The sequence below is a fragment of the Sphingomonas endophytica genome, assembly GCF_014199415.1.
Taxonomy (GTDB): Bacteria; Pseudomonadota; Alphaproteobacteria; order Sphingomonadales; family Sphingomonadaceae; genus Sphingomonas; species Sphingomonas endophytica.
Window position 1 is genome coordinate 182826 of sequence record NZ_JACIJN010000005.1, and the last position, 25615, is coordinate 208440.

Here is a 25615-nt window from a genome sequence, read left to right on the forward strand (position 1 = left end):
GTGGCGACGATTCCTACAGCACCGCCGGCGCGCTGGTGACGATCCCGCAGCCCGCCGCCGCCTTGGTGACTTCGAACGGCACCTTCGGGTCCTTGACCTGTCCGGCGACGCGGACGAAATCGCCGATCGTCAGCCGCCCCGGCGTGGTGTCGCCCTCGCGAGTCGCCCGCGCGGCGCGCCCGAGCTGCTGGAGCTGGCCGAGCGACAGATTCTTCTCCAGCCGCTCGCCGACGCACTGCGACTGGCCCGGTGCGAAGCCATAGCGCTCCAGCGAGGAAGCGATCCGTGCGGACGGGTCAACACAACCCGCCAGCGCCAGCGTCATCATCACAAGGCCGGCACCGGCTCCACGCGTCCTGCCCATCATCCATCTCCCATTGCTGCGCGATCAAACAAGCCAGAAACGTGATGGCTCCTGATCCACAGTAATAATTCAGGATAGCTGGATCAGAAGGCGCTCCAATCCTCCTCCACCGCCTTCAGCGCAACGTTGCCGCGCACGACCGGAACGGATGCGGCGCGTACCGCCCGACGCGACGGGGCGGCCGGCGCGGGCGCGGACGCGGTATCGGGGAGCGCGCCGACGCGGAAGCGGTTGACCTGACCTTCCAGCGTCACCGTCTCGGTGGTGAGCAGCCGGCAGGCCGCGGTGACTTCCTCGACCATCGCGGCATTGGCCTGCGTCGCGCTGTCCATCTCGCCGATCGCGACGTTTACCTGTCCAATGCTCGCCGCCTGCGAGGCGGCGCTGTCGGCGATCTTGGTGACGAAGGTCGCGATCTCGTCGATCCCGCTGGTGATCGCGCGCAGCGAGTCGTCGGTCTCCTGCGCCAGCTCGACCCCGCTGCGGACGCGCTGGACGGTGTTGGTGATCCGCGCATTGATGTCGCGCGCGGCATCGGCGGAGCGTTCGGCGAGCGCGCGCACCTCGCTCGCGACGACCGCAAAGCCCTTGCCGGCCTCGCCCGCGCGCGCCGCCTCGACCCCGGCGTTGAGCGCCAGCAGGTTGGTCTGGAACGACAGCCCGTCGATCAACGCGATGATCTCGGCGATCTCGTTCGACGAACGCTCGATATCGTTGATCGCGCTCAACGTGCGGCGGACGATTTCCTCGCTGTGTCGGACGTCGGCGGTGGCGCGATCGACGACGCCGATCGCGGTCTTGGCCTCGTTCGCGGTGGCGCGCACCGAGGTCGCGATCTCCGTCACCGCGGCAGCGCTTTCGGCGAGGCTCGCGGCCTGTTGCTCGGCGCGCTGGGCGAGGTCGTCGGTGGCCGCGTGCATTTCGGCGGTGCTGGTCGCGATCCCGCCGGCGCTGCCGCGTACCGTCCCCAGCGCCGCTGCGAGCCGCGCGACCGCGGTGTTGAAGTCGCGCTCGAGCGCCGCATAAGACGGCGGGAAGCCGCGCAACGCCACGCACAGGTCCGATTCGGCGAGCCGGGCGAGCGCGCTGCCCACCTCGGCCATCACCTGCTGCTGCTCGGCATCGGCCTGCGCCTTGGCCGCGGCGGCGTCGCGGAAGACGAGCACCGCGCGCGACATGCTGCCCAATTCGTCGGCGCGCTCGGTATCGGGCACGCTCAGCCCGTGATCGCCGCGGGCGAGCGTGTCCATCACCCCGGTCAGCCGCACCACCGGCCGCGCCAGCGCCCGCGCGAGCATCAGCGAGACCAGCACCGCGGTGCCGATCATCGCCAGCCCGCCGATCACCAGCGCGATCTTGCCGGTCAGCAGCGCGTCGGTGCGGGCCGCGCTCGCCACCGCGCCGCGCGCGCTTTCCTCGTCGCGCAAGGCGCGCAGCGGGGCGAGGACCGGCACCAGCGTCACCTTCTTGCTGACCGCGCGCAGCCGTTCCTGCGCCGCCATGCGATCGAGCCGCGCCAGCGCGATCATCGGGTCGGCGACCTCGTGCCGCCACTCGGCGGCGCGGCTCAGCGATTCGTCGACCTTGGCGCGCTGCTCGGGCAGATCGGCGAAGAGCGCGTGCAACGTGGTCGTCGCCTCGGCGACCTGCGCCTGGCCTTCGCGATATTGCTTGAGATAGCCCTCGTCACCGGTGACCAGAAAGCCGCGCATCTGGCTGTTCTGGCGCAGCATGCCGATCTCGATCTGGAGCGATTGCGCCAGCACTTCCTGCCCGCGCGCGCTGACGCCGCTGGTTGCCTCGATCCGCGACAGGAGCATCCACAGCACGGTCATCATGACCAGCACCGCGAGGATCACCGCGCAAAAGGCGGCCGCGATCTTCTTACCGATCGGCAAGCTGTTGAACATCGATGCTGTCCCCGATTCCCTTTTCAGGAAAGTCCCTGCCGGAGGAGGGTCAAGATCGCGTTAATCAGCGGCTTAGATCATCTTCCCGCGTCGGCGCGGCGATCGGCACCCGCGCGATGGCCGGGCAATTCGGGTCAGGCGAACGGCAGCGGCGGTGGAAACCACCCGCGCCTTCCCGCATTATCGAACCACGGGAGGAACGATCCATGTTACGATCCATGCTGCTGGCCGCGGCGCTGGCGACCGCGGCGACGCCGGTCGCGGCACAGTCGATTTCCGCGAACGACAAGACGCTGGGGGCGCGCGCCAACCCGGAATTGCTCGCGCAATTCGGCGGGAAATATTCGGGCCCGCAGGCGGCCTATGTCGAGCGGGTCGGCAAGCGCGTGGCGGTGCAGTCGGGGCTGTCGAACGCCCAGGGCGACTTCGTCGTCACCCTGCTCGACTCGCCGGTCGAGAATGCCTTCGCGATCCCCGGCGGCTATATCTATGTCACCCGGCAGTTGCTCGCGCTGATGAACAGCGAGGCGGAGCTGGCGTCGGTGATGGGGCATGAGGTCGGCCATGTCGCCGCGCGCCACTCGGCTGCGCGCAACCAGCGGGCGACGATCGGCGGCGTGCTGGCGGCGGTGGTCGGCGCGGCGGCAGGGAACAGCGCGGCCGGGCAGCTGGTCGGAACGGCGGCCCGCAGCGGCGCGCAGCTCTATGTGCTCAAATACGGCCGCGATCAGGAATATGCCGCTGACGGCTTGGGCGTGAAGTACATCACCGCCGCCGGCTACGACCCTTATGCCGCCGCCGACATGCTCGCGCAGCTCGACGCGCAGAGCCAGCTGCAGGCCGAGGTCGGCGGCAAAAGCGGACAGGTGCCGAGCTGGGCCTCGACCCACCCCAACAGCGCCGATCGCGTGCGCCGCGCCGCGGCGCTCGCCAAGGCGACCGGCCGCCCGCTGACCGAGCCGCCGCAGGACGTGACCTTCCTCCGCCAGCTCGACGGGCTGGCCTATGACGAAAAGGGGTCGGGCAAGCGCATCCGCATCGTCACCGTGAAGCGCGGCGACACGATCGATTCGCTCGCGCGGCAGATGGCCTATGACACGCTCCAGCGCGACCGCTTCATGACCCTCAATGCGATCGAAGATGAGGCACAATTGACGCCGGGACATTTGGTAAAGATCGTGACGCGCGGATAAGCTTCGGTTAGATGCGGGTGCCATGCATCGTCCCGCACTTTCAGTCGTCATCCCCTGTTATAACGAAGAGGCAACGTTGCCGCTGCTTCACGCACGCGTGTCGGCGGCGGCGCGCGCGGCGGTCGGTGACGATCACGAGATCGTGCTGGTCAACGACGGGTCGCGCGACAACAGCTGGACGGCGATGCAGCGGCTGTCGGCCGAGGACCCGCGCGTCGTGGCGATCAACCTGTCGCGCAACCACGGACACCAACTGGCGCTGACCGCCGGGCTCGACATGTGCGCGGGCGAGCAGATCCTCATTATCGACGCCGATCTGCAGGATCCGCCCGAACTGCTGTCCGACATGCGGCTGATGATGGCGCGCGAACAGGCCGATGTCGTCTATGCGGTGCGGCGCAAGCGCGAGGGCGAGACCTTGTTCAAGAAGGCGACTGCGGCCGCTTTCTATCGCGTGCTCGACCGCGTCACCGATACCGCGATCCCGCTCGACACCGGCGACTTCCGGCTGATGACGCGCCGTGCGCTCGACGCCTTTCTCGCGCTGCCCGAGCAGGCGCGCTTCATCCGCGGAATGGTGGCGTGGGTCGGCTTCCGGCAGGTGCCGTTCCCTTACGACCGCGCCGAGCGTCATGCGGGCGAAACCAATTACCCGCTCGGCAAGATGGTGCGGCTCGCGCTGGACGCGGTGACCGGCTTCTCGACCGCGCCGCTGCGCTGGGCGAGCCATTTGTCGGTGGTGCTGGCGGCATGTTCGATGCTGCTGCTGGTCTATATCGGCTGGGGCTATTTCGTCGGCGACCATGTGCAGGGCTGGACCTCGACGATGCTGGTCGTGGTGGTGCTGTCGTCGATCCAGATGTTCGTGCTGGGGATGATCGGCGAGTATCTCGGCCGCTTGTACATCGAGGCGAAGCGCCGCCCGCTGTACCTGATCGCCGATGTCGCCGGGACGGCGCACGGCCGTGCGACGCTCGGCTTTCAGGCGGAGCGGACGCGCATCCCCGACGCGCAGGTCGCGGGCGAGGTCGTCGCGCAGGATTGAGGGAGCAGGGGCGGCATCGTCACGCGCCTCGTCATTCCCGCGAAGGCGGGAATCCAGACGCGCGGGTCGTCGTTCGAGCCGCAACGTCCGAGGTTCTGGATCCCCGCCTTCGCGGGGATGACGGGGGAGGTGTGCGGCTGGACCACCCCGGACCTGCCGTTATCCCGGACTTGACCCTGGATCCCGCTTCTTTCCGAGCTACCGGACAAGAAGCGGAGCCCCGGATCAAGTCCGGGACGACGGTGTTGGGTGTAGCGCGTCGCGTCAACCAGCCGCGATCACGCCGCCTCTTCGGCGTCCAGCCCGTACGCCGTATGCAGCACGCGCACGGCCAGCTCGGTCTCGTCCTCGTGGATCAGCACGGAAACCTTGATCTCGCTGGTCGAGATCGCCTGGATGTTGATCCCGCGCGCGCCGAGCGTCGTGAACATCGTGCTCGCCACGCCGGCATGGCTGCGCATCCCGACCCCGACGACGCTGATCTTCGCGACGCGCATGTCGTGGATCAGCTCGCCGAAGCCGATCGCCTCGCGCGCCTGGTTGAGCGCCTCGATCGAGCGCGGCAGGTCGGCGGCGGGGACGGTGAACGTCACGTCGGTCGCGCTGCTGCTGGCGCTGCTGCGGTGCGCGATATTCTGGATGATCATGTCGACGTTGATGTTCGCCGCCGCCAGCGGTTCGAAGATGCTCGCGACCGAGCCGGGCGTGTCGGGCACGCTGGTCAGCGTGATCTTCGCCTCGTTCTTGTCGTGCGCGATGCCGGTGATGAGCTGTCGTTCCACGTCGCCATTCTCCTGGGAGGCTGCCTCCTCTTCGCCCACGATCATCGTACCGGGCAATGTATCCGCCATCGGTGCGTCCTCGCCGGTGAACGACGACAGCACCTGAACGCGGACCTTCTCCTTCATCGCCAGCCCGACCGAGCGGGTCTGGAGCACCTTGGCGCCGACGCTGGCAAGTTCCAGCATCTCTTCATAGGTCACCTTGGCGAGCTTGCGCGCGCGCGGCACGATCCGCGGGTCGGTGGTGTAGACGCCGTCGACGTCGGTGTAGATGTCGCAGCGATCGGCCTTCATCGCCGCCGCCACCGCGACCGCCGACGTGTCCGACCCGCCGCGCCCCAGCGTCGTGATCCGTCCCTCGGCCGAGACGCCCTGAAAACCGGGGATCACCGCGACCTCACCCGCCGACAGGCTGGCGTCGAGCGCCTGCGTGTCGATCGTGCCGATCCGTGCCTTGGCGAAGGCGTCGTCGGTGTTGATCGGCAATTGCCACCCCAGCCACGAACGCGCCGGCACGCCGATCGCCTGCAGCGCGATCGCGAGCAGCCCGCTGGTGATCTGCTCGCCCGCGGCGACGACGACGTCATATTCGCGCGGATCGTAGAGCGGCGAGGCTTCGCGGCAGAAGCCGACCAGCCGGTCGGTCTCGCCCGCCATCGCCGACACGACCACCGCCACCTGGTTGCCGGCGGCCGCCTCGCGTTTCACCCGCGCGGCGACCGAGCGGATGCGCTCGATCCCCGCCATCGAGGTGCCGCCGAATTTCATGACGATGCGCGCCACTGCCGTATCCAAACGCCTTGGGATGAGAGGGGCGTCCTGATAGGAAGCGGGCATGACCGACGCAAGCGTAACAACCGCAACCATCCCCCCCGCCCCGCACGCCTCGGTGGTCGGGCGCGAGGCGGCGCACTTCGGCAAGCTGGCCGCCGAATGGTGGGACCCGAACGGCTCGTCGGCGATGCTCCACCGGCTCAATCCGATCCGGCTGCGCTACCTGCGCGCCGCGATCGACCGGCATTGGGACCTCGACGACCGCACCTTCGCGCCGCTGGCGGGCAAAAGCGCGCTCGATATGGGCTGCGGCGCGGGGCTGCTCGCCGAGCCGCTGGCGCGGATGGGCGGCACCGTGACCGCGGTCGATGCCGCGGCGGAGAGCATCGCGGTTGCGCGCGTCCATGCCGAACGCCGCGGGCTGACGATCGACTATCGCGCCGGCGGGGTCGAGGCGGTGGCGGGTGAGACGTTCGATCTGGTCTGCTCGCTCGAGGTGGTCGAGCATGTCGCCGATGCACGCGCGTTCGTCGCCGGGCTGGCGGCGGCGGTCGCGCCGGGCGGGTTGCTGGTGATGAGCACGCCCAACCGGACGTGGTGGTCGCGCCTCGCGCTGGTCGAGGGCGCGGAACGGCTCGGGCAGATCCCGCGCGGAACGCACGACTGGGACAAGTTCCTGACACCGGACGAATTGTCGGCGATGATCGCGGACGCCGGCTTCACGGTCGCCGATGTCACCGGGCTGTCGGTCGGCGCGTCGGGGTTCGTGCTGGGTGGCTCGACCGCGCTGGATTATTTCGTGACGGCAGTGCGCGTCGACTGAGTGGCGGGTGGCGGGACTGTTCCCCGCCGCGCGCTTCTGGCAAAGCACGCGGCCATGAGCTTCAACACCTTCGGCCGCGTCTTCCGTTTTACCACTTGGGGCGAGAGCCATGGCCCGGCGTTGGGCGCGGTGGTCGACGGTTGCCCGCCGGGGATCGCGCTGGGTGAGGCTGACATCCAGCCGTGGCTCGACCGCCGCCGCCCCGGCCAGTCGCGCTTCACGACGCAGCGGCAGGAACCCGATCAGGTCCGCATCCTGTCGGGCGTGTTCGAGGGGCGCACCACCGGGACGCCGATCAGCCTGATGATCGAGAATGTCGACCAGCGCTCGAAGGATTATTCCGCGATCGCGCAGGCCTATCGCCCCGGCCATGCCGATTATGCCTATGACGCCAAATACGGCTTGCGCGACTATCGCGGCGGCGGGCGATCGTCGGCGCGCGAGACCGCGGCGCGGGTTGCGGCGGGGGCGGTCGCGCGCGCGGTGATCCCGCAGGTCCGCGTCCGTGCCTGGGTCGAGGCGATCGGCGGCGACGCGATCGATGATGCCGCGTTCGACGATGCACAGATCGACGCCAATCCGTTCTTCTGTCCCGACGCCGGTGCCGCCGCGCGTTGGGAGGAGAAGATGGACGCCGCACGCAAGGCCGGCTCATCGCTGGGCGCGGTGATCGCGTGCGAGGCAACCGGGGTGCCGGCGGGCTGGGGCGCGCCGCTCTATGCCAAGCTCGACAGCGAACTCGCCGCCGCGTGCATGTCGATCAACGCGGTCAAGGGCGTCGAAATCGGCGACGGCTTCGCGGCCGCCGCCCTGTCGGGCGAGCAGAATGCCGATCCGATGCGCCCCGGCGCGGACGGCACGCCCGCCTTCCTCGCCAACCATGCCGGCGGGATCGCGGGCGGGATCGCGACCGGGCAGCCGGTGCGCGTGCGCGTCGCGTTCAAGCCGACCAGCTCGATCCTGACGCCCGTGCCCAGCATCACCCGCGACGGCACCCCGACCGAGGTGATGACCAGGGGCCGCCACGATCCGTGCGTCGGCATCCGCGGCGTGCCGGTGGTCGAGGCGATGGTCGCGCTGGTGCTCGCCGATCAGGCCTTGCTCCACCGCGCACAATGCGGCATAAGTTAGGCGATCCGCGCCGATTGTCAGGAACGATCGGCTTTCGCGCGTCGTTGACGAGCCATTCCATATAAGGAGAGGTTCGATGCGTACCTATATCGCGATGACCGCCGCCGCACTGTTGCTCCCCGCCGCCGCGGTGGCGCAGACGACCGGCGCCGGAGGCACGATGGGCCAGACCGGCGGCACGATGGGTGGCACGATGCAGCCCGGTGGCACGATGGGCGGGACCATGGGTCAGCAGCCGGGCGGCACGATGGGCGGCTCGACGATGGATCCGATGACCACCTCGCCGCAGACCACGACGCCGAGCACCTCGACCGATCGCAGCTCCACCACGACCCGCTCGTCGCGTCGCGCACGCAACAACAGCACGACGACGACCGGTCCGGACGCGGTGACCAACTCGCGCACCACGCTGGGCCAGCCGCAGCAGGGCCAGCCGACCGAGGCGACGAACACGCCGCCGGATCAGCTGCCGCAGGGCGGCGCGGCGGGTACTGCGACCCAGCCGGGGCCGCGCAACTAAGCGTCTGACGCCCACTATCTAACCATCGCCCCGGGCTCGACCCGGGGCTTCGCTGCTTCTCGACGAACCTAGCGAGGCCCCGGATCAAGTCCGGGGCGACGTGTTTAAGGGGGCGTCTGAAAGCTCAATCCGCGAACGGATCGCGGACGAGGATCGTGTCGGCGCGCTCCGGGCTGGTCGACACCAGCGCGACCGGACAGCGGATCAGTTCCTCGACGCGGCGAATGTACTTGATCGCCTGCGCCGGCAGATCCGCCCAGCTCCGCGCGCCGGCGGTCGACTCCTGCCAGCCCGGCATCGTCTCATAGACGGGCTCGACCAAAGCCTGATCGGCAGCATGGGCGGGATAATAATCGATCGTCTCATCGCGCAGGCGATAGCCGGTGCAGATCTTCACCTCGTCGAACCCGTCGAGCACGTCGATCTTGGTCAGCGCGATCCCGGTGATCCCGCCGACCGCCGCCGATTGCCGCACCAGCACCGCGTCGAACCAGCCGCAACGGCGCTTGCGCCCGGTGACGGTGCCGAACTCATGCCCGCGCGTCCCCAGCCGCTCGCCTGTCGCGTCGTCCAGTTCGGTCGGGAACGGCCCCGAGCCGACGCGCGTGGTGTACGCCTTGGCGATCCCCAGCACGAAGCCGACCGCCGCCGGCCCCAGCCCCGAGCCGCCCGCCGCGCTGCCCGCGATCGTGTTCGACGAGGTGACGAACGGATAGGTGCCGTGGTCGATGTCGAGCAGCACGCCCTGCGCGCCCTCGAACAGGATGCGCTTGCCGGCTTCCTTGGCGAGGTTGAGGTCGCGCCACACCGGACGCGCGAATTGCAGCACGAAGTCGGCGATCGCGCGCAGTTCGGCGACCAAAGCGTCACGGTCGATCGGCGGCTCGCCGAAGCCGACGCGCAGCGCGTCGTGATGCGCGGTCAGCCGGTCGAGCTGCGGCCCGAGATGGTCGAGGTGCGCCAGATCGCAGACGCGGATCGCGCGGCGGCCGACCTTGTCCTCATAGGCCGGGCCGATCCCGCGGCGCGTGGTGCCGATCTTGCCCGCACCGCTCGCATCCTCGCGCAAGCCGTCGAGGTCGCGGTGGAACGGCAGGATCAGCGCGCAATTGTCAGCGATGCGCAGCGTCTCGGGCGTGGCGGTGACGCCCTGCGCCGCCAGCCGCTCGATCTCCGCCTTGAGCGCCCAGGGATCGAGCACCACGCCGTTGCCGATCACCGACGGCGTGCCGCGCACGATCCCCGAGGGCAGCAGCGAGAGCTTGTAGACGTTCTCGCCGACCACCAAAGTATGCCCGGCATTGTGCCCGCCCTGGAAGCGGACGACCATGTCGGCGCGCTCCGCCAGCCAGTCGACGATCTTGCCCTTGCCCTCGTCGCCCCATTGCGCGCCGATGACTGCCACATTTGCCATGGATGCGATTCCCCGCCTGCCGCTGCGAACCCGCGCGCCCTTCGACAGGACTCGGCACGCGGGCGGTTCAGGAATGTCGGGGGCGCGGGTAGCGGGCGGGCGGGACGGGGTCAACCGGTCGGTTGACGATCCAGTGGCGCGCGCGGCACATCCGGCGTCGGGGGACTGGATCATGAAACCACGCATCGCGCTGGCGGCGGCGCTCACGATCGTCGCGGCACCGGCAGCGGCCAAGACCTTCAAGGTCGGGCAACCGGCACCGGCGGTCGAGCTGACGCTGGTCGACGGGACGAAGACCACGCTCGCCGACCACAAGGGCGAGGTGATCCTGCTCAATTTCTGGGCGACCTGGTGCGTGCCGTGCCGCGCGGAACTGCCGCTGCTCGACAGCTATTACCGCCGTCTGAAACAGCACGGGCTACAGGTCTTCGCGATCACGACCGAAGGATCGGTGCCGCTTTACCAGATGAAGGCGCTGTTCGCGGCGATGGCGATCCCCTCGGTACGGCGCGTCAAGGGTATGCCGGTCGAAATGCCGGCAGTGCCGACCAATTACATCATCGATCGTGCCGGGGTCGTCCGCTACGCGCAGGCGGGCGCGCTCGATCTGGACGGCCTCAACCGCGAGATCGTCCCGCTGCTCAAGGAGCCATGATCGAACCGCTTTAAAGCTGGCGGGCCTCGCCTTCGGCGAAGACGTGCGTGCAGACCTGCGCCTCGGGCGTGTCGCCCGCCGTCAGTGCCGCGACCGTCACCCAGCCCGCCGCGCGCAGCCGCGCCGCCTCGCCCGTCGGCGTGCCGAGCGGCAGGAACAGGCGGCGGCGGTCGTGCGCCGGCGGGTCGCCGAGCAACCGGTCGGCATAAAGCGAGAAGCCGGTCGCCGCTTCCTCGGCGCCGCCTTCATGGACGACCGCATAGGTGCCGCCGCGTCCGATCTCGGTCCCTGACCCGCCACCGAACAGCGAGAAGCCGAGCCACGTCTGATATTCGAAGCCGTGCCGCTCGGTCGGATCGAGCGTCATCGTCACCCGCTCGCCGAGCATCGCCGCGATCGCCGCCAGCCCGTCGAGCCGCGTCGCCAGCACGCCGGTGCGATCGAACGCGCGCAGCCGCGCCAGCGCCTGCTCGAACGGCCCGGCGGCCTCGATGAGCGGAAGGTAATCGGGCGCGACCGCCGCAACCCCGCCGGCATCCTTGGCGTCGAGCCGCTGGCGCAGCGTGTCGAGCGCGTCGGGCGCGACCGGCAGCGGCCCGGCGGCGAGCGTGTCGACGAGATCGGGGAGCGTGAAGTCGATCGAGGCGCGCGTGACACCCGCCGCATCGAGCGCGTCGATCGCGACGGTAACCACTTCCTGCGCGGCGGCGAGCGAATCGAGCCCGAACAATTCCGCGCCGATCTGCCGCGTTTCCCGTGCGGGGGACAATTGGCTGGCGCGCAGCTTGAGCACCGCGCCGGCATAACTCAGCCGCACCGGGCGCGGGTGGTGCCCCATCCGCGTCGCCGCGATCCGCGCGACCTGCGCGGTCAGGTCGGGGCGGATCGCCAGCGTCCGCTGCGACACCGGATCGACGAAGCGCACCGCATCGTGGAGCGCGCCCGCCTTGAGCCGCGTGCCGAGCCCGTCGGCGAATTCGGCGAGCGGCGGATCGACGCGCTCATAGCCATGCGCGCCGATCGCGGCGAGCACCCGCGCCTCGATCGCGGCGGCGGCATCGGCGAAGGGCGGCAGGCGGTCACGAAGACCTTCGGGCAGAAGCGCGGTCATTATCGCCCTCTCCCCTCTGGGGAGAGGCTTGGGTGAGGGGCGGTCGTCAACGCGACGGCAACCATCTGAAGCACCCCGTCCAAATTCATCATCACATCCGCGTTGGTAAAGCGAAGAACCCGATTGCCTTGCGCGATGAGCCACGCCGCGCGCCGGTCGTCGCGGGATTGGTCGGTGTGGGTGTCGCCGTCAACCTCGATGATGAGGTGCGCACTGCGGGCGCAGAAAATCGGCGATATACGGGCCGAGTGAGACCTGGCGGCTGAACTTGACGCCGTTCAGGCGCTTGCCACGGAGAGCGAACCAGAGGCGTGTTTCCGGCTCGGTCATTTGGCGGCGCATCTTGCGCGCGCGATCGAGGAGGATGGGGTCGGTTTGAATCGGCGCGCACCATCATTGACGGTGGCGCGCGCGGCAACCCCTCACCCAACCCTCTCCCCACAGGGGAGAGGGCTATTGTTGTCTAAGCCCCCTCCCCGTGGGGGAGGGGGTTGGGGGAGGGGCGGTGTCTCACCGAGACCAACGCCCCCCCCAACAATCAGAACGACAACCCCATCGCGGTCTTCACACCCGGCAACGCCTTGACCTGCGCGAGCAGCGCCGCGTCGACCCGCTGGTCGACCGACAGCAGCAGCACCGCCTCGCCGCCCGCCTCACGACGACCGAGATGGAACGTACCGATGTTCACCCCCGCCTCACCCAGCAGCGTCCCGATTCGGCCGATGAAGCCCGGCGCGTCCTCGTTGACGACGTACAGCATCGCGCCGGTCAGATCGGCCTCGACCTTGATCCCGAACAGCTCGACCAGCCGCGGCGCGCTGTCGCCGAACAATGTCCCCGCGACCGAGCGCTCGCCATCGGCGGTGCGCACCGCGACGCGCAGCAGCGTGTGGTAATCGCCCTCACGCTCGGTGCGGATCTCGCGCACTTCCATGCCGCGGTCGCGCGCCAGCACCGGCGCATTGACCATGTTCACCGTGTCGGTCTGCTGGCGCAGGAAGCCGGTCAGCACCGCGCTGGTCAGCGGCTTGGGATTGAGGTCCGCCGCCGCACCCTCGCGGTGGATCGAGACACGGTCGATCGCGCCGGTCGCGAGCTGCCCGACGAGCGAGCCGAGCTTCTCGGCCAGCCCCATATACGGGCGCAGCTTCGGCGCTTCCTCGGCCGACAGGCTGGGGACGTTGAGCGCGTTGGTGACGCCGCCCGAGACGAGATAGTCGGCCATCTGCTCGGCGACCTGGATCGCGACGTTGACCTGCGCCTCGGTGGTCGACGCGCCCAAGTGCGGGGTCGAGACGAAGTTCGGGGTGCCGAACAGCGGGCTTTCCTTGGCCGGCTCGGTGACGAACACGTCGAGCGCCGCGCCCGCGATATGCCCCGAATCGAGCCCTTCCTTGAGCGCCGCCTCGTCGATCAGCCCGCCGCGCGCGCAATTGACGATCCGCACGCCCTTCTTGGTCTTGGCGAGGTTCTCGGCCGACAGGATGTTGCGGGTCTGGTCGGTCAGCGGCGTGTGGAGCGTGATGAAGTCGGCGCGCGCCAGCAGTTCGTCGAGCGTCACCTTGGTCACGCCCAATTCGACCGCACGCTCCTCGGTCAGGAACGGGTCGAAGGCGACGACCTTCATCTTCAGCCCCAGCGCGCGATCGGCAACGATCGAGCCAATGTTGCCCGCGCCGATCAGCCCCAGCGTCTTGCCGGTGACCTCGACACCCATGAAGCGGTTCTTCTCCCACTTGCCGGCCTGCGTCGAGGCATCGGCCTCGGGCAGCTGGCGTGCGAGCGCGAACATCAGCGCGATCGCGTGTTCGGCGGTGGTGATTGAATTGCCGAACGGCGTGTTCATCACGACCACGCCCTTGGCGGAGGCGGCGGGGATGTCGACATTGTCGACGCCGATCCCGGCGCGGCCGACCACCTTCAGGTTGGTGGCGTGTTCGAGGATCTCCTTGGTGACCTTGGTCGAGCTGCGGATCGCGAGCCCGTCATAGTCGCCGATGATCGCCTTCAGCTCGTCGGGGGTCTTGCCGGTGATCACGTCGACCTCGACCCCGCGTTCGCGGAAGATCTCGGCAGCGCGCGGGTCCATTTTGTCGGAAATCAGTACCTTGGGCATGATCTACACTCCGTCGCCCCTGCGCAGGCAGGGGCCTATCTCTGTGGATTGGGGGATCGAGGCTGACACAGGCGCGGTCCGGCGTGTGTCAGCCGCAACAAACGAATGGACAGACATGGGCCCCTGCCTTCGCAGGGGCGACGCTTATGCCTTCGCGGTCGCGTAGGCCCAGTCGAGCCACGGGCCGAGCGCCTCGATGTCGGCGGTGTCGACCGTCGCGCCGCACCAGATGCGCAGCCCCGCCGGCGCGTCGCGGTAACCCGCGACGTCATAGGCGGCGTCTTCCTTTTCGAGCAGCGCGGCTAACTTCTTGATGAAGTCTGCGTCGGCGCCCTCGACGGTCAGGCACACGCTGGTCTTCGACCGCGAGGCTTCGTCCTCGGCGAGATGCCCCAGCCAGTCGCGCTCGGCGACGATCCGGTCGAGCGCGGCGGCATTGGCGTCGGAGCGCGCGATCAGTCCGCCCTTGCCGAGCCCCTTGGCCCATTCGAGCGCCCAGATCGCGTCCTCGACCGCCAGCATCGACGGTGTGTTGATCGTCTCGCCCTTGAACACGCCCTCGGCGAGCTTGCCTTTGGAGACGAGGCGGAACACCTTCGGCAGCGGCCACGCCGGCGTGTAGGTCTCCAGCCGCTCGACCGCGCGCGGCCCGAGGATCAGCACGCCATGCGCGCCCTCGCCGCCCAGCACCTTCTGCCAGCTGAACGTCGCGACGTCGATCTTGTCCCACGGCAGATCGTAGGCGAACACGCCGCTGGTCGCGTCGGCGAAGCTCAGCCCGGCGCGATCGTCGGGGATCCAGTCGCCGTTGGGCACGCGCACGCCGCTGGTGGTGCCGTTCCAGGTGAACAGCACGTCGTTCGACCAGTCGATCTGCTGCAGGTCGGGAAGCTGGCCGTAATCGGCGCGGATCACGGTCGGGTCGATCTTCAACTGCTTGACCGCGTCGGTCACCCAGCCCTCGCCGAAGCTTTCCCACGCCAGCGCGGTGACCGGGCGCGCGCCCAGCATCGTCCACATCGCCATCTCGAACGCGCCGGTGTCGGAACCGGGGACGATGCCGATGCGGTGCGTGTCGGGCAGGTTCAGAAGCTCGCGCATCAGGTCGATGCAATATTGCAGCCGCTGCTTGCCGAGCTTCGAGCGGTGCGAACGTCCGAGGACCTCGGTCGCGAGCTTGGCGGGATCATAGCCGGGGGGCTTGGCGCACGGGCCGGACGAGAAATGCGGACGCGCCGGCTTGGTGGCGGGCTTCGTCGGCGCGAGGGTGGCGTCGGCGGCAGTCGAATCAGTCATGTCTGTCTCTCCTTACAGAGAGCACGCGCGGCGTTGGGACCGCGTGGCCCGTCGACCGCGCTACAGACGCGCCGCCGCGCTGGCAACCCGCCAGATCGTCTAAAATGGATCAAGGGGAACTCGAACGAGGGCGACATGACGAAAGACGACGACCGGCTGCGCGACCCGACGCGCGCAGGGCGGCTTGCGATCGCGGGCATATGGATCTGGTTTGCCGCGGCAGCGGCCGAGGGGCTGGGGCGGCTCGGCGAGATCAGCGTGCTGGGCGGATTCGGCGGGGTGATCGCGGACCATGCCGCGCTGGTCCGCACCGACAATGCGACCGCGGCGTTGGTGGTGCTCAGCAACATCGGTCTGGCGATCGCGGGGGTCACGGTGCTGCGCTGGATCTATGTGACCAACCGCAACGCCCATGCGCTGAGCGATGCGGTGAACTGGGGGCCGCATACCACTCCATTCTGGTCGGTGGCGTGGTTCTTCGTGCCGGTCGCGACCCTGATCCGCCCGTTCAGCGTGTTCAGCGCGACATGGCGGGTTTCCGCCGCACCGGAGGCGTACGAGACGGTCAAGGTGCCCGCGCTGCTCCGCTGGTGGTGGGGGCTGTGGCTGGCCAACATCTTGGTCGGCAGGATCGCGTCGACGCTCCATGACAGCGGCCAGGTGCCCGGCGACCTGATCGGCGCCGATTACGTGCTGTTCGCGAAGGTGCTGATCGACCTGCCGCTTACGATCGTGCTGACGATCATGATCCTCCGGCTCTCGGCGGTACAACGCGCGGCACTGAGCGAGGCGTAAGTGGTGGCGGCCGCGATGACGACCGACGGCCCGCTGCGGGATCCGACCCGCCTGGGCCGGGTCGCGATCGGAACGGTCGTGGCGTGGACGGTGTGCCGGGCCGCGCAACTGTTCATCTTCCTGCGCGCCGCCGGTCCCCTGGCAAGGGCGGGCGCCACCCCGCCCGGGGCGGTTCTTCAGCACCTCGACGAGCTCGACCGCGCGGTCTTCTTCCCGATACTGGATCCCGTGTCGATCTTCGCGGTCCTTGTCGGCGCGTGCTGGTTCTATCTGACGAGCCGCAACGCGCATTGCCTTCGCCCGGACGCCGCGGTGTCGCCACCCATGACGATCCTGTGGTTCGTGGTGCCTGCCGCCAATCTGTTCAAGCCGTTCCAGGCGGTTGCGCAGATTTGGCGGATCAGCGTGTCGCCGTCGGCGCCGCAGGACGTCCCGACCCCCTCGCCGATGCGGTGGTGGTGGGCGTCGTGGCTGCTCTGCAACGCGCTTCTGTGCGTCGAGGGCAATTTGGCGCGGGTGGCGGTGCGCCCCGATCAACAGTTGCTGGCGCACTGGTTCGACGTTTGCGTCTTCCCGGCAGAGGCCGCGACGGCGCTGACCTTCTGCTGGCTGATCCACCGGCTGTCGGCGCTGCAACGCGCGCTGGCGCACGGCGCGACGACGGGCTGACGCATGGCACGCGCCGATCGCCCGCGCGAGAGCTTGAACCGCCCGGCGGATAATCCCGTCTGGTGGGGACGATGCGCGATCGCCATGGTCTGGCTCGCGCTGTTTTTCCGCTGCGGCGGGGCCGCGTTGATCGCGCTGGCGCTTGACGGCAGCGCGGCTTCGGCCGCGCGGCTCGACCATGCGCTCCAGCTCGCCGGGCCGCGCTCGCCGCTGTCCGGGTTCGTCCATGCCGCGGCGGCGCTGGCGCTGCTCCGCTGGATCTACGTCACCAACCGCAACGCACACGCGCTGGGGTCGGGTCTGCGACTTACTCCGGCTGGATCGGTCGCATGGTTTTTCGTCCCGGTCGCGTCCTGGTTCAAGCCCTATCAGGGGCTGGCCGACGTCTGGAGAATCACGATGCTGCCCGAAGCGCCGGCCGGCGTCGCGGCTCCGCGGCAGTTGCGCTGGCTCTGGGGCTTGTGGCTTGGCTATCGGTGTTGCGAGACGATCGCGCTGCACATGCATCGCGGCGGCTGGGTGCCGCCGTTCGTGATCGGCGCATTTTTCGAGATCAACGTGCTCGCGATTGTGACCGGCGCTCTATTCAGCCTGCTGGCGACCCGCGTCATCGCACGGCTGTCCGCCCGCCAACGCGAAGCCTTGGCCGCGCGATCCGACGCTGTATTCCCAAGTAATGATTTCACCGCGTGACCGGCTTCCGGCGCTGCTTCTTCTCCTCGCGCTCGCCGCGTGCGGCCGCACCGAGCGTCCGGCACCGCCGACGCAGCGCGCGCGGGTCGAGTTGCCGTCGGCGCGCGAGACGCGGCAGTGTTTCGCCGACCTGCGCGCGCTCGGCGTCGATTTCCAGCCGCTGCCCGACAAGGACAATGGTGGCGGCTGCGCGCTGGTCGGAACGGTGAAGCTGCTCGACATCGGCGTGCCGACCGCCAACCTCGGCGCGGTGCGCTGCGGCGAGGCGCGCGCCTATGCCGCCTGGGCGCGCAACGGGGTCGCGCCCGCGGCGTACCAGATCCTCGGCTCGGAGCTGTCGCGGGTCGTCAGCATGGGCAGCTACGCCTGCCGCAACACCGTCGGCACCCGGGGGCCGGCGCGCCGCTCGGGCCATGCGACCGCCAACGCGATCGATATCGGCGCGTTCGAGCTGAAGGACGGGCGACGCATCTCGATCCTCCGCGACTGGAATTCCACCGATCCGGCGGTGCGACAGTTCCTGCGGGTCGTCCATACCTCGGCGTGCCGGCGGTTCGGGACGGTACTTTCCCCGGACTATAATGCGGTGCACCGCGATCACCTGCATCTGGAGGACGACCATGCGCGCTTCTGCCGCTAATGGTCGGTACGCGACCGGGTACGGCCCCCGAGCTTGCGGGCGTAACATTGCCGTTCTATCCCGCGATGGATGAGTGATACCCGAGTACCGAGCCGCGTCTTCCCGCGTGCCAAGCAGGATGCCGAGGTCGCCAAGACCAACGTCTCCACCCCGCAGACCGAGAGCCCGGCCTACCGCCTCGCCTTTCAGGACATGGACTTCCTGCTGCGCGAGGATCTCCGTCCGGTCCGCTTCCAGCTCGAGCTGCTCAAGACGCAGCTGATCTTCGAGGAAGCGCATATCGGCTCGACCTTCGTCTTCTACGGCTCGGCGCGGATTCCCGAGCCCGCCAAGGCGCAGGCGCTGCTCGACCTCGCCACCGACGAGAAGAGTCGCAAGATCGCGCAGCGGCTGGTCGACAAGAGCAAATATTACGACATGGCGCGCGAGCTGGCGCAGCTCTGCTCGAACTTCCCCCGCGACGAGGCGGGGAAGCGACACTTCGTGGTCTGTTCGGGCGGCGGTCCGTCGATCATGGAGGCGGCCAACCGTGGCGCGGCGGACGTCCATGCCGAGTCGATCGGGCTGAACATCGTCCTGCCGCACGAACAGGCGCCCAACCCCTACGTCACCCCGACGCTGTCGACGCAATTCCACTATTTCGCGCTGCGCAAGATGCACTTCCTGCTCCATGCGCGTGCGCTGGCGGCGTTCCCGGGCGGGTTCGGGACCTTCGACGAATTGTTCGAGCTGCTGACGCTGATCCAGACCGGCAAGGTCGAGCCGATCCCGGTGCTGCTGTTCGGGCGCGAATTCTGGGAGCGCGTCATCAATTTCGAGGCGCTGGTCGAGGAAGGCGTGGTGTCGGAGCGCGACCTCGGCATCTTCCGCTACGTCGAGAGCGCGGCGGAAGGCTGGGCGGTGGTCCAGCAATTCTACCGCGACCGCCAGGCCGCGCGCGAGGTGGCGGCGGCGAAGTAGGTTTTGCCGTCGGCCCTGGCCACCACCGTCATCCCCGCGCAGGCGGGGATCCAGACGCGCAGGTGCTCGCAAGAGCCGCGACGTTAGAGGTTCTGGATTCCCGCCTGCGCGGGAATGACGACAGGATTGCCGCTACGCCGCCTTGGGCTCGTACACGATCTCGGCGGTTTCGCGTTGTGGTAGCGGGGGCATGCCCAGGCGGCGCATGTCCACCGCGGTCAACCGGTTGAGCACCACCGCGCCGAGGCGCCGGTCGCGCGTCTCGATCAGCACGCCGCCGTCGATCAGCCGCAGCATCGGCCATTGCACGCGCCGCGCGCGCACCCGCGACCCGCGCGCCACGACCAGCGCGAGCCGCCCTTCCCCGTCGATCGTCAGCGCCGCGCGACCGTCGTCACCGATCGCGGCGTCGAAGGCCGCGAACCCGGGCAGCGCCTCCGCCACCGCCTCGATCGCTTCGTCGACGGTATGAATCAGCCGCTCGCCCCGACCGAAGCCGAGCAGCCCCCCCAGTCGCACCGACGTCAGCCCGCGTGCGCCACCGCGTCCAGCGCGGGGCGCAGACCACGCAGGTCGTAACCGGCCCCCGCCGCCTTGGCGGTCAAGGCGTCGGCATCGTCTCCCTGCGCCGCGCGGGCGAGCGCCCAGAGATTGCACGAGCGCGTGCCCGAGCGGCAATACGCCAGCACCGGCCCGTTCGCCGCCGCCAACGCGTCGCGCATCGCATCGACCTGCGGGCGCGAGAAGCCGGCATGCGTGATCGGGATCGCGGTATAGGCAAGCCCCGCGGCCTCGGCGGCGACGCGGATCGCGTCGCCCTCGGGCTGGCCGGGCTCCTCGCCGTCGGGACGGTTGTTGACGATCGCGACATAGCCGGCGGCGGCGATCGCTGGAACATCGTCGGGGGTGATCTGCGGGGCGACCGCGATCGTCGGATCGAGAGGGCGAAGCATCGCGCCTCCGTAGCGAAACGCGCGCGCGTCGTCAGCCCGAAACGTCAGCCGTGCGCACGCAACGTACCGAGGAACGCCTGCCCGTAGGCGTCGAGCTTGCGCTGCCCGACCCCGGCGATCCGCCCGAGCGCCGCGAGCGAGGTCGGGCGCAGCGCCGCCATCTCGCGCAGCGCCGAATCGTGGAAGATGACATAGGGCGGCACGCCGGCCTCCTTCGCCAGTTCGCGGCGGGTGGCGCGCAGCGCCTCGAACACCGGATCGTCGACCGGATTGTCCGTCGCCCCGGCCCCGCGCCGGCGCCGCTCGCGCTTGGGCGGTTCGACCAGCGCCAGCGTCGCCTCGCCCTTCAGCAGCGCGCGCGCCGCCGGGCCGAACTCCAGCCCGCCATGCAGGTTGGTGCGCAGCGCGTCCTTGAGCAGCAAGGCGCGCCCGACCGGCTTGAGCAGCGCGATCTCGGTGCCATCGACGATGTTCCACACCGACAGCGCCTCATGCTTGTTCATCAGGCTGCGTTCGCTCGACTTTCCGGTCAGCACTTCCTCGATATAGGTCGCGCCGAACATCTGCCCGGTGCGGAACACCGCCGACAGATATTTGCGCGCCGTCTCGGTCGCGTCGATCGCCGCGGGCGGCGACAGGCAATTGTCGCAATTGCCGCAGGTCTCGGGCGGATGTTCGCCGAAGTGCCGCAGCAGGATCGCGCGGCGGCAGCCGGCGGTCTCGACCAACGCGCCGAGCGCCGCGAGCCGCTGCCGCTCGCCGGGCTGGCGATGTTCCTCGACCTCGCCGATCCGCTGGCGGGCGCGCGCGAAATCCTCCGCGCCCCAGAACAGGTGCGCGACCGCCGGATCGCCGTCGCGCCCGGCGCGGCCGGTCTCCTGATAATAGGCCTCGATCGACTTGGGCAGTCCGGCATGCGCGACGAAGCGGACGTCGGGCTTGTCGATCCCCATCCCGAACGCGACCGTCGCGCACATCACCATATCCTCGGACGCGACGAAATCGGCCTGGTTCCGCGCGCGCACCGCCGGATCGAGCCCGGCGTGGTACGCGCGCACCGGGCGGCCGGTGATCTGGGTCAGCTGCGCGGCCATCTTCTCGGTCGCGGCGCGGGTCTGGACATAGACGATCCCGGGGCCGGGCGTGTCGCGCACCACGTCGGCGATCTGCCGCGTGCTGTTGTCCTTGGGGCGGATCGTATAGCGGATGTTCGGCCGGTCGAATCCGGCGACGATCATCCCCTCGTGCGGGATGCCGAGCTGTTCGAGGATGTCGGCGCGGGTATGCGCGTCGGCGGTGGCGGTCAGCGCGAGCCGCGGCACATCCGCGAACGTGTCGAGCAGCGGGCGCAGCAGCCGGTAGTCGGGGCGGAAGTCGTGCCCCCATTCACTGACGCAATGCGCCTCGTCGATCGCGAACAGCGCCGGGCGGCCGCGCGTCAGCAGATCGCGGAAGTCGGCGGTCGAGGCGCGCTCGGGCGCGACGTACAGCAGGTCCAGCTCGCCATCGAGATAGCGCCCGCGCGTCTCGGCCTTGTTCTCGTCGACACTGGTCAGCGTCGCGGCGCGCAGGCCCACTGCGGTCGCGGCGCGCAACTGGTCGTGCATCAGCGCGATCAGCGGGCTGACGACGATACACGTCCCCTCCAGCATCGCCGAGGGCAATTGATAGCAGAGCGACTTGCCCGCGCCGGTCGGCATCACCGCGAGCGTCCGCTCGCCGGCGAGCACGCGCGTCACCACCTGCTCCTGCACGCCGCGGAATGCCGGGAAGCCGAAGATGCGGTGAAGGTCGGGAAGCGGATCGCGCGCCATGTGCAGGGGCGCACCTAGGCGCGCGGGGCGGCTTCCGCAACCGCGGCGGGAACGGCGGGCGGCGCTGACGCGTAGTGCGCGGGTCACTGACCTGCGAAAGACCGCGATGCGCGTGCGCCCCAATCTTGCCCTGTTCACCTTCGCGGCGGCGACCGCGCTGTCGGCGTGCGAGCGGCGCGCGCCGCAGACCGAGAGTCAGGCCGACAAGCCGCGCCCGATCGCGCCCGCCGCCAAGGGGGTCGACGCGCCGCCCGAACTACCGGCCGCCGCTCGATGAGCGTGGACCGCGTTACGGACCAGCGCTCCGAACAGGAGTTCGCACTAGAGGTGGACGGCCACCGCGCGGTCGCCGCCTATCAGTTGGAGGGCACGACGATCGTCTTCACGCACACCGTCGTGCCACCCGAGATCGAGGGACGCGGGGTCGGCACCAAGCTGATCCGCGGCGCGCTCGACATCGTGCGCGATCGCGGGCTGAAGGTGGTGCCGCAATGCCCGTTCGTGCGGGCCTATATCGAGAAACATCCCGAGACGCGCGACTTGCTGGCTTGACCTTCCGTCATCCCGGACTTGATCCGGGATCCCGCTTCTTCCTCGCTCACCAGAAAGAAGCGGCGCCCCGGATCAAGTCCGGGGCGACGGACACGGAATCTACTTCACCGCCACACGGCTCCCGTCGGCGTTCAGCCCGAGGTCGTGGAGCAGCGGCCCGACTTCCGGGTCCTTGCCGTTGAAGGCGCGGAACATCGGCGCGTAATCCTCGGTGTGGCCCTTCGACAGGATCATGTCGCGGAAACGCTGACCGTTGGCGCGCGTCAGCCCGCCATGATTCTCGAACCACGCATAGGCATTGGCGTCGAGCATCTTGGTCCACTGATACGCGTAATAGCCCGCCGAATAACCATTCCCCCAAATGTGGAGGAAATAGCTCGACCGATAGCGCGGCGGCACGTCGTCGGTGTCGAGCCCGGTCGCGGCGAGCGCCTTCGGCTCGAATACGTTGACGTCCTGCCGCCCCGCGCTCGCGGGCAGCGAGTGCCAGCTCATGTCGAGCTCCGCCGCCGCCAGCGCCTGCCCGAAGCTGCTGCCGGTGTTGAAGGTCGCGGCGCGCTTGATCTTGGCGACCAACGCGGGCGGGATCACCTGACCCTGACGGTTGACCGCATAATGCGGCAGCACCTTGGGATCGAGCGCCCAATGCTCGTTGAACTGCGACGGGAATTCGACGAAGTCGCGCGCGGTGTTGGTGCCCGACACCGACGGATAGGTCTGGTTCGCGAACAGACCGTGCAGCGCGTGGCCGAACTCGTGGAACATCGTCGTGACGTCATCGAAGGTGATGAGCGCGGGCTGGCCCGCCGCCGGCTTGGTGAAATTGCCGACGTTGTAGATCACCGGCTTGGTGCCGAGCAGCTTCGACTGGTTGACGAAGTTCGACATCCACGCGCCACCGTTCTTGTTGTCGCGCTTCCAGTAATCGAAATACATCAGCCCGATCGGCGTGCCATTCTCCTCCGACACCTCATAGACCATCACGTCAGGCTGATAGACGGGGATGTCGGTGCGGCGCTTGAAGGTGATGCCGTACAGCTGGTTGGCGGCGTAGAAGACGCCGTCGGTCAGCACCTTGTTGATCTCGAAATACGGCTTCAGCTCGTCCTGGTTCAGGTCGTATTTCGCCTTGCGCAGCTTCTCCGAATAGAGATCCCAGTCCCATGGCTTGAGCTGGAAATCGCCGCCCTCTGCCTTGATCTGCTGCTGCAACTCGGCCGCCTCACGGCGCTGCTCGGCGCCGACCGGCTTGCCGAGCTGCTGCATGAAGCCGAGCGCGGTGGTCGGGTTCGTCGCCATCTGGTCGGACAGCACGTAATCGGCCCAGGTCGCGAAGCCGAGCAGCTTGGCCTTTTGCGCGCGCAGCTCGGCGAGCTGGCTGATCGTCGCGCGCGTGTCGTTGGCGTCACCCTTTTCGGCGCGCGTCCAGCTCGCGTTGAACAGCGCCTCGCGCGTGGACCGGTCGGTCAGCGCGGCCAGCGCCGGCTGCTCGGTCGTGTTCTGGAGCTTGAGGACATATTTGCCGGTCAGCCCGCGCTCCTTGGCGGCATCGGCGGCGGCGGCGATCTCCGCCTCCGACAGACCGGCCAGCTTGGCGCGGTCGTCGACGACCAGCGCGCCGGCCTTGGCGGCGGCGAGCAGCTTTTGCTGGAACGCGGTCTCCAGCGTCGAAAGCTGCGCGTTCAGCGCACTCAGCTTGGTCTTGTCGGCGGGCGACAGCTTGGCGCCGGCACGGACCATATTCTCATAGGTCAGCGTCAGCACCTGCAATTGCTCGGGCGTCAGCTTCAGCGTCTGGCGCGCGTCGTACAGCGTGCGGACGCGCGCGAAGAGCTGCGGGTTGAGCTGGATCGCGTCCTGATGCGCCGCGAACTTGGGCGCGAGCACTTCCTGCGTCTTCTGGAGCACGTCGTTGGTGTTCGCGCCGTTGACGCCGTAGAAGGCGAGCGCGGCGCGCTCCAGCAACCGGCCCGAACGCTCCAGCGCGGCGATCGTATTGTCGAACGTCGGCATCGAACGCACGCGGACGATGTTGTTCACCTCGGCGAGCTGCTCGGCCATCCCGGCCTCGAGCGCCGGCTGATAATCAGCATCCTTGATGCGGTCGAACGGCGGTGCCTCGAACGGCAGCGTGCTCGGCTTGGCGAAGGGGTTGCTGGCCGGCAGGGGCGCAGCGGTTTGCGCCGCCGCGGCGATCGGCACGGCAGCAGAGGTCGTCATCGCGGTCAACAGGACGGCGGCGAAGGGCAGACGCATCGGAACTCCTCGGGAACGTAACCTGCGCGCGGTGATGCACCCGCGCGCAGGTTGGGGCAAGATGGCTGCCCTGTTTCCCGGGATATCAGACCGAGTCTTTCACCTTCTTCCCCGCGACCACTCCGAGCACGAGGAAGATCAGGAACAATGCGAGCGCGATGAAGAACAGGATCTTGGCGATGCCGACGAACGCGCCGCCGATCCCGCCGAATCCGAGCGCTCCGAGCACGAGCCCGGCGATAAGGAAGATGACGGCGAGTTTCAGCATGACGGGTCTCCGTGTCGATCGAGAAAGGACTCAGCCCTTGCGGCTGGCTTCGAACAGGAACCAGGCGCGCTCCTCGGCCTGATCGGTCCAGTCGTCGACGATCCCGCTGGTGGCATTGTCGCCGGCTTCTTCGGACGCCTGCTTCACGTCGCGGAAACGCTCGACCAGGGTGAGATTGTCGTCGCGCAGCTCGGCGAGCATCTCGTCGGCGGCGACGAAGTCGCGGTCATTGTCCTTGATCGACTGCCGGCGCGAGATGTCGCCGATCGAGCGCAGCGTGGTGTTGCCGGTCTTGCGGACGCGCTCAGCGATCGCGTCGGTCACGCCGAGGATCTGCGCGGCCTGGTCGTCGAGCAGCAGGTGATAGTCGCGGAAATGCGGCCCGCTGACGTGCCAGTGGAAGTTCTTGGTCTTCAGGTACAGCGCATAGCTGTCCGCCAGCGCCGCGTTCAGCGCATCGGCCACCGTGCGCGTGTCGTTACGCGCCAGATCGGTCGGCGTTTCGAGGGCAGGATTGGTGTCGGTCACGTTTCGCTCCGTACGGATCAGGTGTCGGCAGCGAAACGATCACGGATGGGTTTGGCTCCCGGCCAATCGCCCCCGCTCAGGCGGCGCGGCGCGTCGCCTCCGCCTGATCGACCGTAACCGCCTGACCGAGCAGCTGGAGCCAGCGATGCACCGGCACGCCCCGCTCGCCGCGGGCCAGCGCGAGCCGGAGCTGATTCGCGACATCCATCGCGGCGGGCAGATGATGGTGGCGGGCCAGTTCGTGGATTCGGTCGATATCCGGCGCGAGTCGCGAAGGGCCGGCGCGCCATTCGATGGCGGCGATCCGGCGCGTCAGTTCGGCGCGGGCGGTGATGACATCGTCGTTGTTCATG

The 25615-nt window shown here is 68.8% G+C and carries 29 protein-coding genes; 13 read left to right on the plus strand and 16 right to left on the minus strand.

Features of this window, described 5'->3' with window-relative positions; all coding sequences use genetic code 11:
- Window positions 1-13: 13 nt before the first annotated feature.
- Both FHS97_RS09245 and FHS97_RS09250 read right to left on the minus strand, forming a co-directional pair.
- Complete coding sequence (locus FHS97_RS09245; RefSeq protein ID WP_184036191.1) at window positions 14-364, minus strand: hypothetical protein; 351 nt, start codon at window positions 362-364, stop codon at window positions 14-16.
- Between the two features lie 83 nt (window positions 365-447).
- A complete protein-coding gene (locus tag FHS97_RS09250) occupies window positions 448-2274 on the minus strand; it encodes a methyl-accepting chemotaxis protein (RefSeq protein WP_184036193.1) in 1827 nt (608 codons plus the stop codon).
- A gap of 206 nt (window positions 2275-2480) precedes the next feature.
- Here FHS97_RS09250 and FHS97_RS09255 point away from each other — a divergent pair, with 206 nt between their 5' ends.
- The gene (locus FHS97_RS09255) at window positions 2481-3467 is read left to right on the plus strand and encodes a M48 family metalloprotease (RefSeq protein ID WP_184036195.1); all 987 of its coding nucleotides are present in this window, start codon (window positions 2481-2483) and stop codon (window positions 3465-3467) included.
- Window positions 3468-3489: 22 nt separating this feature from the next.
- Window positions 3490-4512: a glycosyltransferase family 2 protein gene (locus tag FHS97_RS09260; protein WP_184036197.1), complete on the plus strand. Its 1023-nt coding sequence runs from the start codon at window positions 3490-3492 to the stop codon at window positions 4510-4512.
- A 278-nt stretch (window positions 4513-4790) separates the two neighbouring features.
- Here the strand turns inward: FHS97_RS09260 and FHS97_RS09265 are convergent, their stop codons facing one another.
- Entirely contained in the window at window positions 4791-6077 is a 1287-nt protein-coding gene (locus tag FHS97_RS09265; RefSeq protein WP_184036199.1) for an aspartate kinase, read from the minus strand.
- Between the two features lie 52 nt (window positions 6078-6129).
- Here FHS97_RS09265 and ubiG point away from each other — a divergent pair, with 52 nt between their 5' ends.
- The 3 genes from ubiG to FHS97_RS09280 all read left to right on the plus strand — a co-directional run bounded on the left by ubiG (window position 6130) and on the right by FHS97_RS09280 (window position 8542).
- Window positions 6130-6891 carry a bifunctional 2-polyprenyl-6-hydroxyphenol methylase/3-demethylubiquinol 3-O-methyltransferase UbiG gene (ubiG, locus tag FHS97_RS09270; protein ID WP_184036202.1) on the plus strand — a complete coding sequence of 254 codons (762 nt, stop codon included), beginning with the start codon at window positions 6130-6132 and terminating at the stop codon, window positions 6889-6891.
- 54 nt (window positions 6892-6945) lie between these two features.
- Window positions 6946-8022 carry a chorismate synthase gene (gene aroC, locus FHS97_RS09275; RefSeq protein WP_184036214.1) on the plus strand — a complete coding sequence of 359 codons (1077 nt, stop codon included), beginning with the start codon at window positions 6946-6948 and terminating at the stop codon, window positions 8020-8022.
- A 76-nt stretch (window positions 8023-8098) separates the two neighbouring features.
- Window positions 8099-8542 (plus strand): hypothetical protein, encoded by a 444-nt coding sequence (locus FHS97_RS09280; protein ID WP_184036217.1) that lies wholly within the window; start codon window positions 8099-8101, stop codon window positions 8540-8542.
- 124 nt (window positions 8543-8666) lie between these two features.
- Here FHS97_RS09280 and FHS97_RS09285 read toward each other — a convergent pair whose 3' ends face one another.
- Window positions 8667-9956, minus strand: coding sequence for an adenylosuccinate synthase (locus FHS97_RS09285; protein WP_184036220.1), 1290 nt, complete (start codon window positions 9954-9956; stop codon window positions 8667-8669).
- A gap of 172 nt (window positions 9957-10128) precedes the next feature.
- Here FHS97_RS09285 and FHS97_RS09290 point away from each other — a divergent pair, with 172 nt between their 5' ends.
- Complete coding sequence (locus FHS97_RS09290; RefSeq protein WP_184036223.1) at window positions 10129-10611, plus strand: TlpA family protein disulfide reductase; 483 nt, start codon at window positions 10129-10131, stop codon at window positions 10609-10611.
- A 10-nt stretch (window positions 10612-10621) separates the two neighbouring features.
- Here the strand turns inward: FHS97_RS09290 and FHS97_RS09295 are convergent, their stop codons facing one another.
- From FHS97_RS09295 to FHS97_RS09310, 5 genes are all read right to left on the minus strand, one after another.
- Window positions 10622-11722 (minus strand): ATP phosphoribosyltransferase regulatory subunit, encoded by a 1101-nt coding sequence (locus FHS97_RS09295; protein ID WP_184036226.1) that lies wholly within the window; start codon window positions 11720-11722, stop codon window positions 10622-10624.
- Window positions 11722-11961, minus strand: a complete 240-nt coding sequence (locus FHS97_RS09300; protein WP_343053420.1) for an endonuclease domain-containing protein — start codon at window positions 11959-11961, stop codon at window positions 11722-11724. The genes FHS97_RS09295 and FHS97_RS09300 overlap by 1 nt, the downstream gene beginning before the upstream one ends.
- Window positions 11912-12064 carry an endonuclease domain-containing protein gene (locus tag FHS97_RS17710; RefSeq protein WP_343053413.1) on the minus strand — a complete coding sequence of 51 codons (153 nt, stop codon included), beginning with the start codon at window positions 12062-12064 and terminating at the stop codon, window positions 11912-11914. The genes FHS97_RS09300 and FHS97_RS17710 overlap by 50 nt, the downstream gene beginning before the upstream one ends.
- Window positions 12065-12260: 196 nt before the next feature.
- Entirely contained in the window at window positions 12261-13838 is a 1578-nt protein-coding gene (serA, locus tag FHS97_RS09305; protein WP_184036229.1) for a phosphoglycerate dehydrogenase, read from the minus strand.
- Between the two features lie 144 nt (window positions 13839-13982).
- Window positions 13983-15134: a phosphoserine transaminase gene (locus tag FHS97_RS09310; protein ID WP_184036233.1), complete on the minus strand. Its 1152-nt coding sequence runs from the start codon at window positions 15132-15134 to the stop codon at window positions 13983-13985.
- Between the two features lie 135 nt (window positions 15135-15269).
- On the opposite strand from FHS97_RS09310, the gene FHS97_RS09315 reads away from it, so the two are divergent.
- The 5 genes from FHS97_RS09315 (at window position 15270) to FHS97_RS09335 (ending at window position 18891) form a co-directional block, all read left to right on the plus strand.
- Window positions 15270-15929, plus strand: a complete 660-nt coding sequence (locus tag FHS97_RS09315; protein WP_184036236.1) for a DUF4328 domain-containing protein — start codon at window positions 15270-15272, stop codon at window positions 15927-15929.
- 15 nt (window positions 15930-15944) lie between these two features.
- On the plus strand, window positions 15945-16598 hold the full coding sequence (locus tag FHS97_RS09320) for a DUF4328 domain-containing protein (RefSeq protein ID WP_184036240.1): 654 nt from the start codon (window positions 15945-15947) through the stop codon (window positions 16596-16598).
- Between the two features lie 3 nt (window positions 16599-16601).
- Window positions 16602-17291 carry a DUF4328 domain-containing protein gene (locus tag FHS97_RS09325; RefSeq protein ID WP_184036243.1) on the plus strand — a complete coding sequence of 230 codons (690 nt, stop codon included), beginning with the start codon at window positions 16602-16604 and terminating at the stop codon, window positions 17289-17291.
- Window positions 17275-17931, plus strand: coding sequence for an extensin family protein (locus FHS97_RS09330; RefSeq protein ID WP_184036246.1), 657 nt, complete (start codon window positions 17275-17277; stop codon window positions 17929-17931). Before FHS97_RS09325 ends, FHS97_RS09330 begins: the two co-directional genes overlap by 17 nt.
- A gap of 69 nt (window positions 17932-18000) precedes the next feature.
- Window positions 18001-18891 (plus strand): LOG family protein, encoded by an 891-nt coding sequence (locus FHS97_RS09335; protein WP_184036249.1) that lies wholly within the window; start codon window positions 18001-18003, stop codon window positions 18889-18891.
- Window positions 18892-19023: 132 nt separating this feature from the next.
- Here the strand turns inward: FHS97_RS09335 and FHS97_RS09340 are convergent, their stop codons facing one another.
- From FHS97_RS09340 to recQ, 3 genes are read right to left on the minus strand one after another with little or no spacing between them, the layout of a single operon-like run.
- A complete protein-coding gene (locus FHS97_RS09340) occupies window positions 19024-19410 on the minus strand; it encodes a hypothetical protein (protein WP_184036252.1) in 387 nt (128 codons plus the stop codon).
- A 5-nt stretch (window positions 19411-19415) separates the two neighbouring features.
- Entirely contained in the window at window positions 19416-19844 is a 429-nt protein-coding gene (locus FHS97_RS09345; protein WP_184036254.1) for a protein tyrosine phosphatase family protein, read from the minus strand.
- A 44-nt stretch (window positions 19845-19888) separates the two neighbouring features.
- Window positions 19889-21658 (minus strand): DNA helicase RecQ, encoded by a 1770-nt coding sequence (recQ, locus tag FHS97_RS09350; protein ID WP_184036256.1) that lies wholly within the window; start codon window positions 21656-21658, stop codon window positions 19889-19891.
- A gap of 106 nt (window positions 21659-21764) precedes the next feature.
- Between recQ and FHS97_RS09355 the strand changes: the two genes are divergently transcribed.
- Together FHS97_RS09355 and FHS97_RS09360 are read left to right on the plus strand one after the other, a co-directional pair.
- Window positions 21765-21935, plus strand: a complete 171-nt coding sequence (locus FHS97_RS09355) for a hypothetical protein (RefSeq protein ID WP_184036258.1) — start codon at window positions 21765-21767, stop codon at window positions 21933-21935.
- Complete coding sequence (locus tag FHS97_RS09360; RefSeq protein WP_221233221.1) at window positions 21932-22210, plus strand: GNAT family N-acetyltransferase; 279 nt, start codon at window positions 21932-21934, stop codon at window positions 22208-22210. The genes FHS97_RS09355 and FHS97_RS09360 overlap by 4 nt, the downstream gene beginning before the upstream one ends.
- A gap of 99 nt (window positions 22211-22309) precedes the next feature.
- Here the strand turns inward: FHS97_RS09360 and FHS97_RS09365 are convergent, their stop codons facing one another.
- The 4 genes from FHS97_RS09365 to FHS97_RS09380 form a co-directional block, all read right to left on the minus strand.
- Window positions 22310-24466, minus strand: a complete 2157-nt coding sequence (locus FHS97_RS09365; protein WP_246346566.1) for a M3 family metallopeptidase — start codon at window positions 24464-24466, stop codon at window positions 22310-22312.
- Window positions 24467-24551: 85 nt separating this feature from the next.
- Window positions 24552-24734, minus strand: a complete 183-nt coding sequence (locus FHS97_RS09370; RefSeq protein WP_159753689.1) for a DUF1328 family protein — start codon at window positions 24732-24734, stop codon at window positions 24552-24554.
- Between the two features lie 30 nt (window positions 24735-24764).
- The gene (locus tag FHS97_RS09375) at window positions 24765-25262 is read right to left on the minus strand and encodes a Dps family protein (RefSeq protein WP_184036260.1); all 498 of its coding nucleotides are present in this window, start codon (window positions 25260-25262) and stop codon (window positions 24765-24767) included.
- A gap of 76 nt (window positions 25263-25338) precedes the next feature.
- On the minus strand, window positions 25339-25614 hold the full coding sequence (locus FHS97_RS09380; RefSeq protein WP_184036262.1) for a hypothetical protein: 276 nt from the start codon (window positions 25612-25614) through the stop codon (window positions 25339-25341).
- Between the last annotated feature and the right edge of the window lies 1 nt (window position 25615).

Bases quoted from the DNA above. Each gene is read 5' to 3' on its own strand.
- FHS97_RS09245 (WP_184036191.1), bottom strand. From the start codon at position 364: ATGGGCAGGACGCGTGGAGCCGGTGCCGGCCTTGTGATGATGACGCTG.
- FHS97_RS09250 (WP_184036193.1), bottom strand. From the start codon at position 2,274: ATGTTCAACAGCTTGCCGATCGGTAAGAAGATCGCGGCCGCCTTTTGC.
- FHS97_RS09255 (WP_184036195.1), top strand. From the start codon at position 2,481: ATGTTACGATCCATGCTGCTGGCCGCGGCGCTGGCGACCGCGGCGACG.
- FHS97_RS09260 (WP_184036197.1), top strand. From the start codon at position 3,490: ATGCATCGTCCCGCACTTTCAGTCGTCATCCCCTGTTATAACGAAGAG.
- ubiG (WP_184036202.1), top strand. From the start codon at position 6,130: ATGACCGACGCAAGCGTAACAACCGCAACCATCCCCCCCGCCCCGCAC.
- aroC (WP_184036214.1), top strand. From the start codon at position 6,946: ATGAGCTTCAACACCTTCGGCCGCGTCTTCCGTTTTACCACTTGGGGC.
- FHS97_RS09280 (WP_184036217.1), top strand. From the start codon at position 8,099: ATGCGTACCTATATCGCGATGACCGCCGCCGCACTGTTGCTCCCCGCC.
- FHS97_RS09285 (WP_184036220.1), bottom strand. From the start codon at position 9,956: ATGGCAAATGTGGCAGTCATCGGCGCGCAATGGGGCGACGAGGGCAAG.
- FHS97_RS09290 (WP_184036223.1), top strand. From the start codon at position 10,129: ATGAAACCACGCATCGCGCTGGCGGCGGCGCTCACGATCGTCGCGGCA.
- FHS97_RS09295 (WP_184036226.1), bottom strand. From the start codon at position 11,722: ATGACCGCGCTTCTGCCCGAAGGTCTTCGTGACCGCCTGCCGCCCTTC.
- FHS97_RS17710 (WP_343053413.1), bottom strand. From the start codon at position 12,064: ATGCGCCGCCAAATGACCGAGCCGGAAACACGCCTCTGGTTCGCTCTC.
- serA (WP_184036229.1), bottom strand. From the start codon at position 13,838: ATGCCCAAGGTACTGATTTCCGACAAAATGGACCCGCGCGCTGCCGAG.
- FHS97_RS09310 (WP_184036233.1), bottom strand. From the start codon at position 15,134: ATGACTGATTCGACTGCCGCCGACGCCACCCTCGCGCCGACGAAGCCC.
- FHS97_RS09315 (WP_184036236.1), top strand. From the start codon at position 15,270: ATGACGAAAGACGACGACCGGCTGCGCGACCCGACGCGCGCAGGGCGG.
- FHS97_RS09320 (WP_184036240.1), top strand. From the start codon at position 15,945: ATGACGACCGACGGCCCGCTGCGGGATCCGACCCGCCTGGGCCGGGTC.
- FHS97_RS09325 (WP_184036243.1), top strand. From the start codon at position 16,602: ATGGCACGCGCCGATCGCCCGCGCGAGAGCTTGAACCGCCCGGCGGAT.
- FHS97_RS09330 (WP_184036246.1), top strand. From the start codon at position 17,275: ATGATTTCACCGCGTGACCGGCTTCCGGCGCTGCTTCTTCTCCTCGCG.
- FHS97_RS09335 (WP_184036249.1), top strand. From the start codon at position 18,001: ATGAGTGATACCCGAGTACCGAGCCGCGTCTTCCCGCGTGCCAAGCAG.
- FHS97_RS09345 (WP_184036254.1), bottom strand. From the start codon at position 19,844: ATGCTTCGCCCTCTCGATCCGACGATCGCGGTCGCCCCGCAGATCACC.
- recQ (WP_184036256.1), bottom strand. From the start codon at position 21,658: ATGGCGCGCGATCCGCTTCCCGACCTTCACCGCATCTTCGGCTTCCCG.
- FHS97_RS09355 (WP_184036258.1), top strand. From the start codon at position 21,765: ATGCGCGTGCGCCCCAATCTTGCCCTGTTCACCTTCGCGGCGGCGACC.
- FHS97_RS09360 (WP_221233221.1), top strand. From the start codon at position 21,932: ATGAGCGTGGACCGCGTTACGGACCAGCGCTCCGAACAGGAGTTCGCA.
- FHS97_RS09365 (WP_246346566.1), bottom strand. From the start codon at position 24,466: ATGCGTCTGCCCTTCGCCGCCGTCCTGTTGACCGCGATGACGACCTCT.
- FHS97_RS09370 (WP_159753689.1), bottom strand. From the start codon at position 24,734: ATGCTGAAACTCGCCGTCATCTTCCTTATCGCCGGGCTCGTGCTCGGA.
- FHS97_RS09380 (WP_184036262.1), bottom strand. From the start codon at position 25,614: ATGAACAACGACGATGTCATCACCGCCCGCGCCGAACTGACGCGCCGG.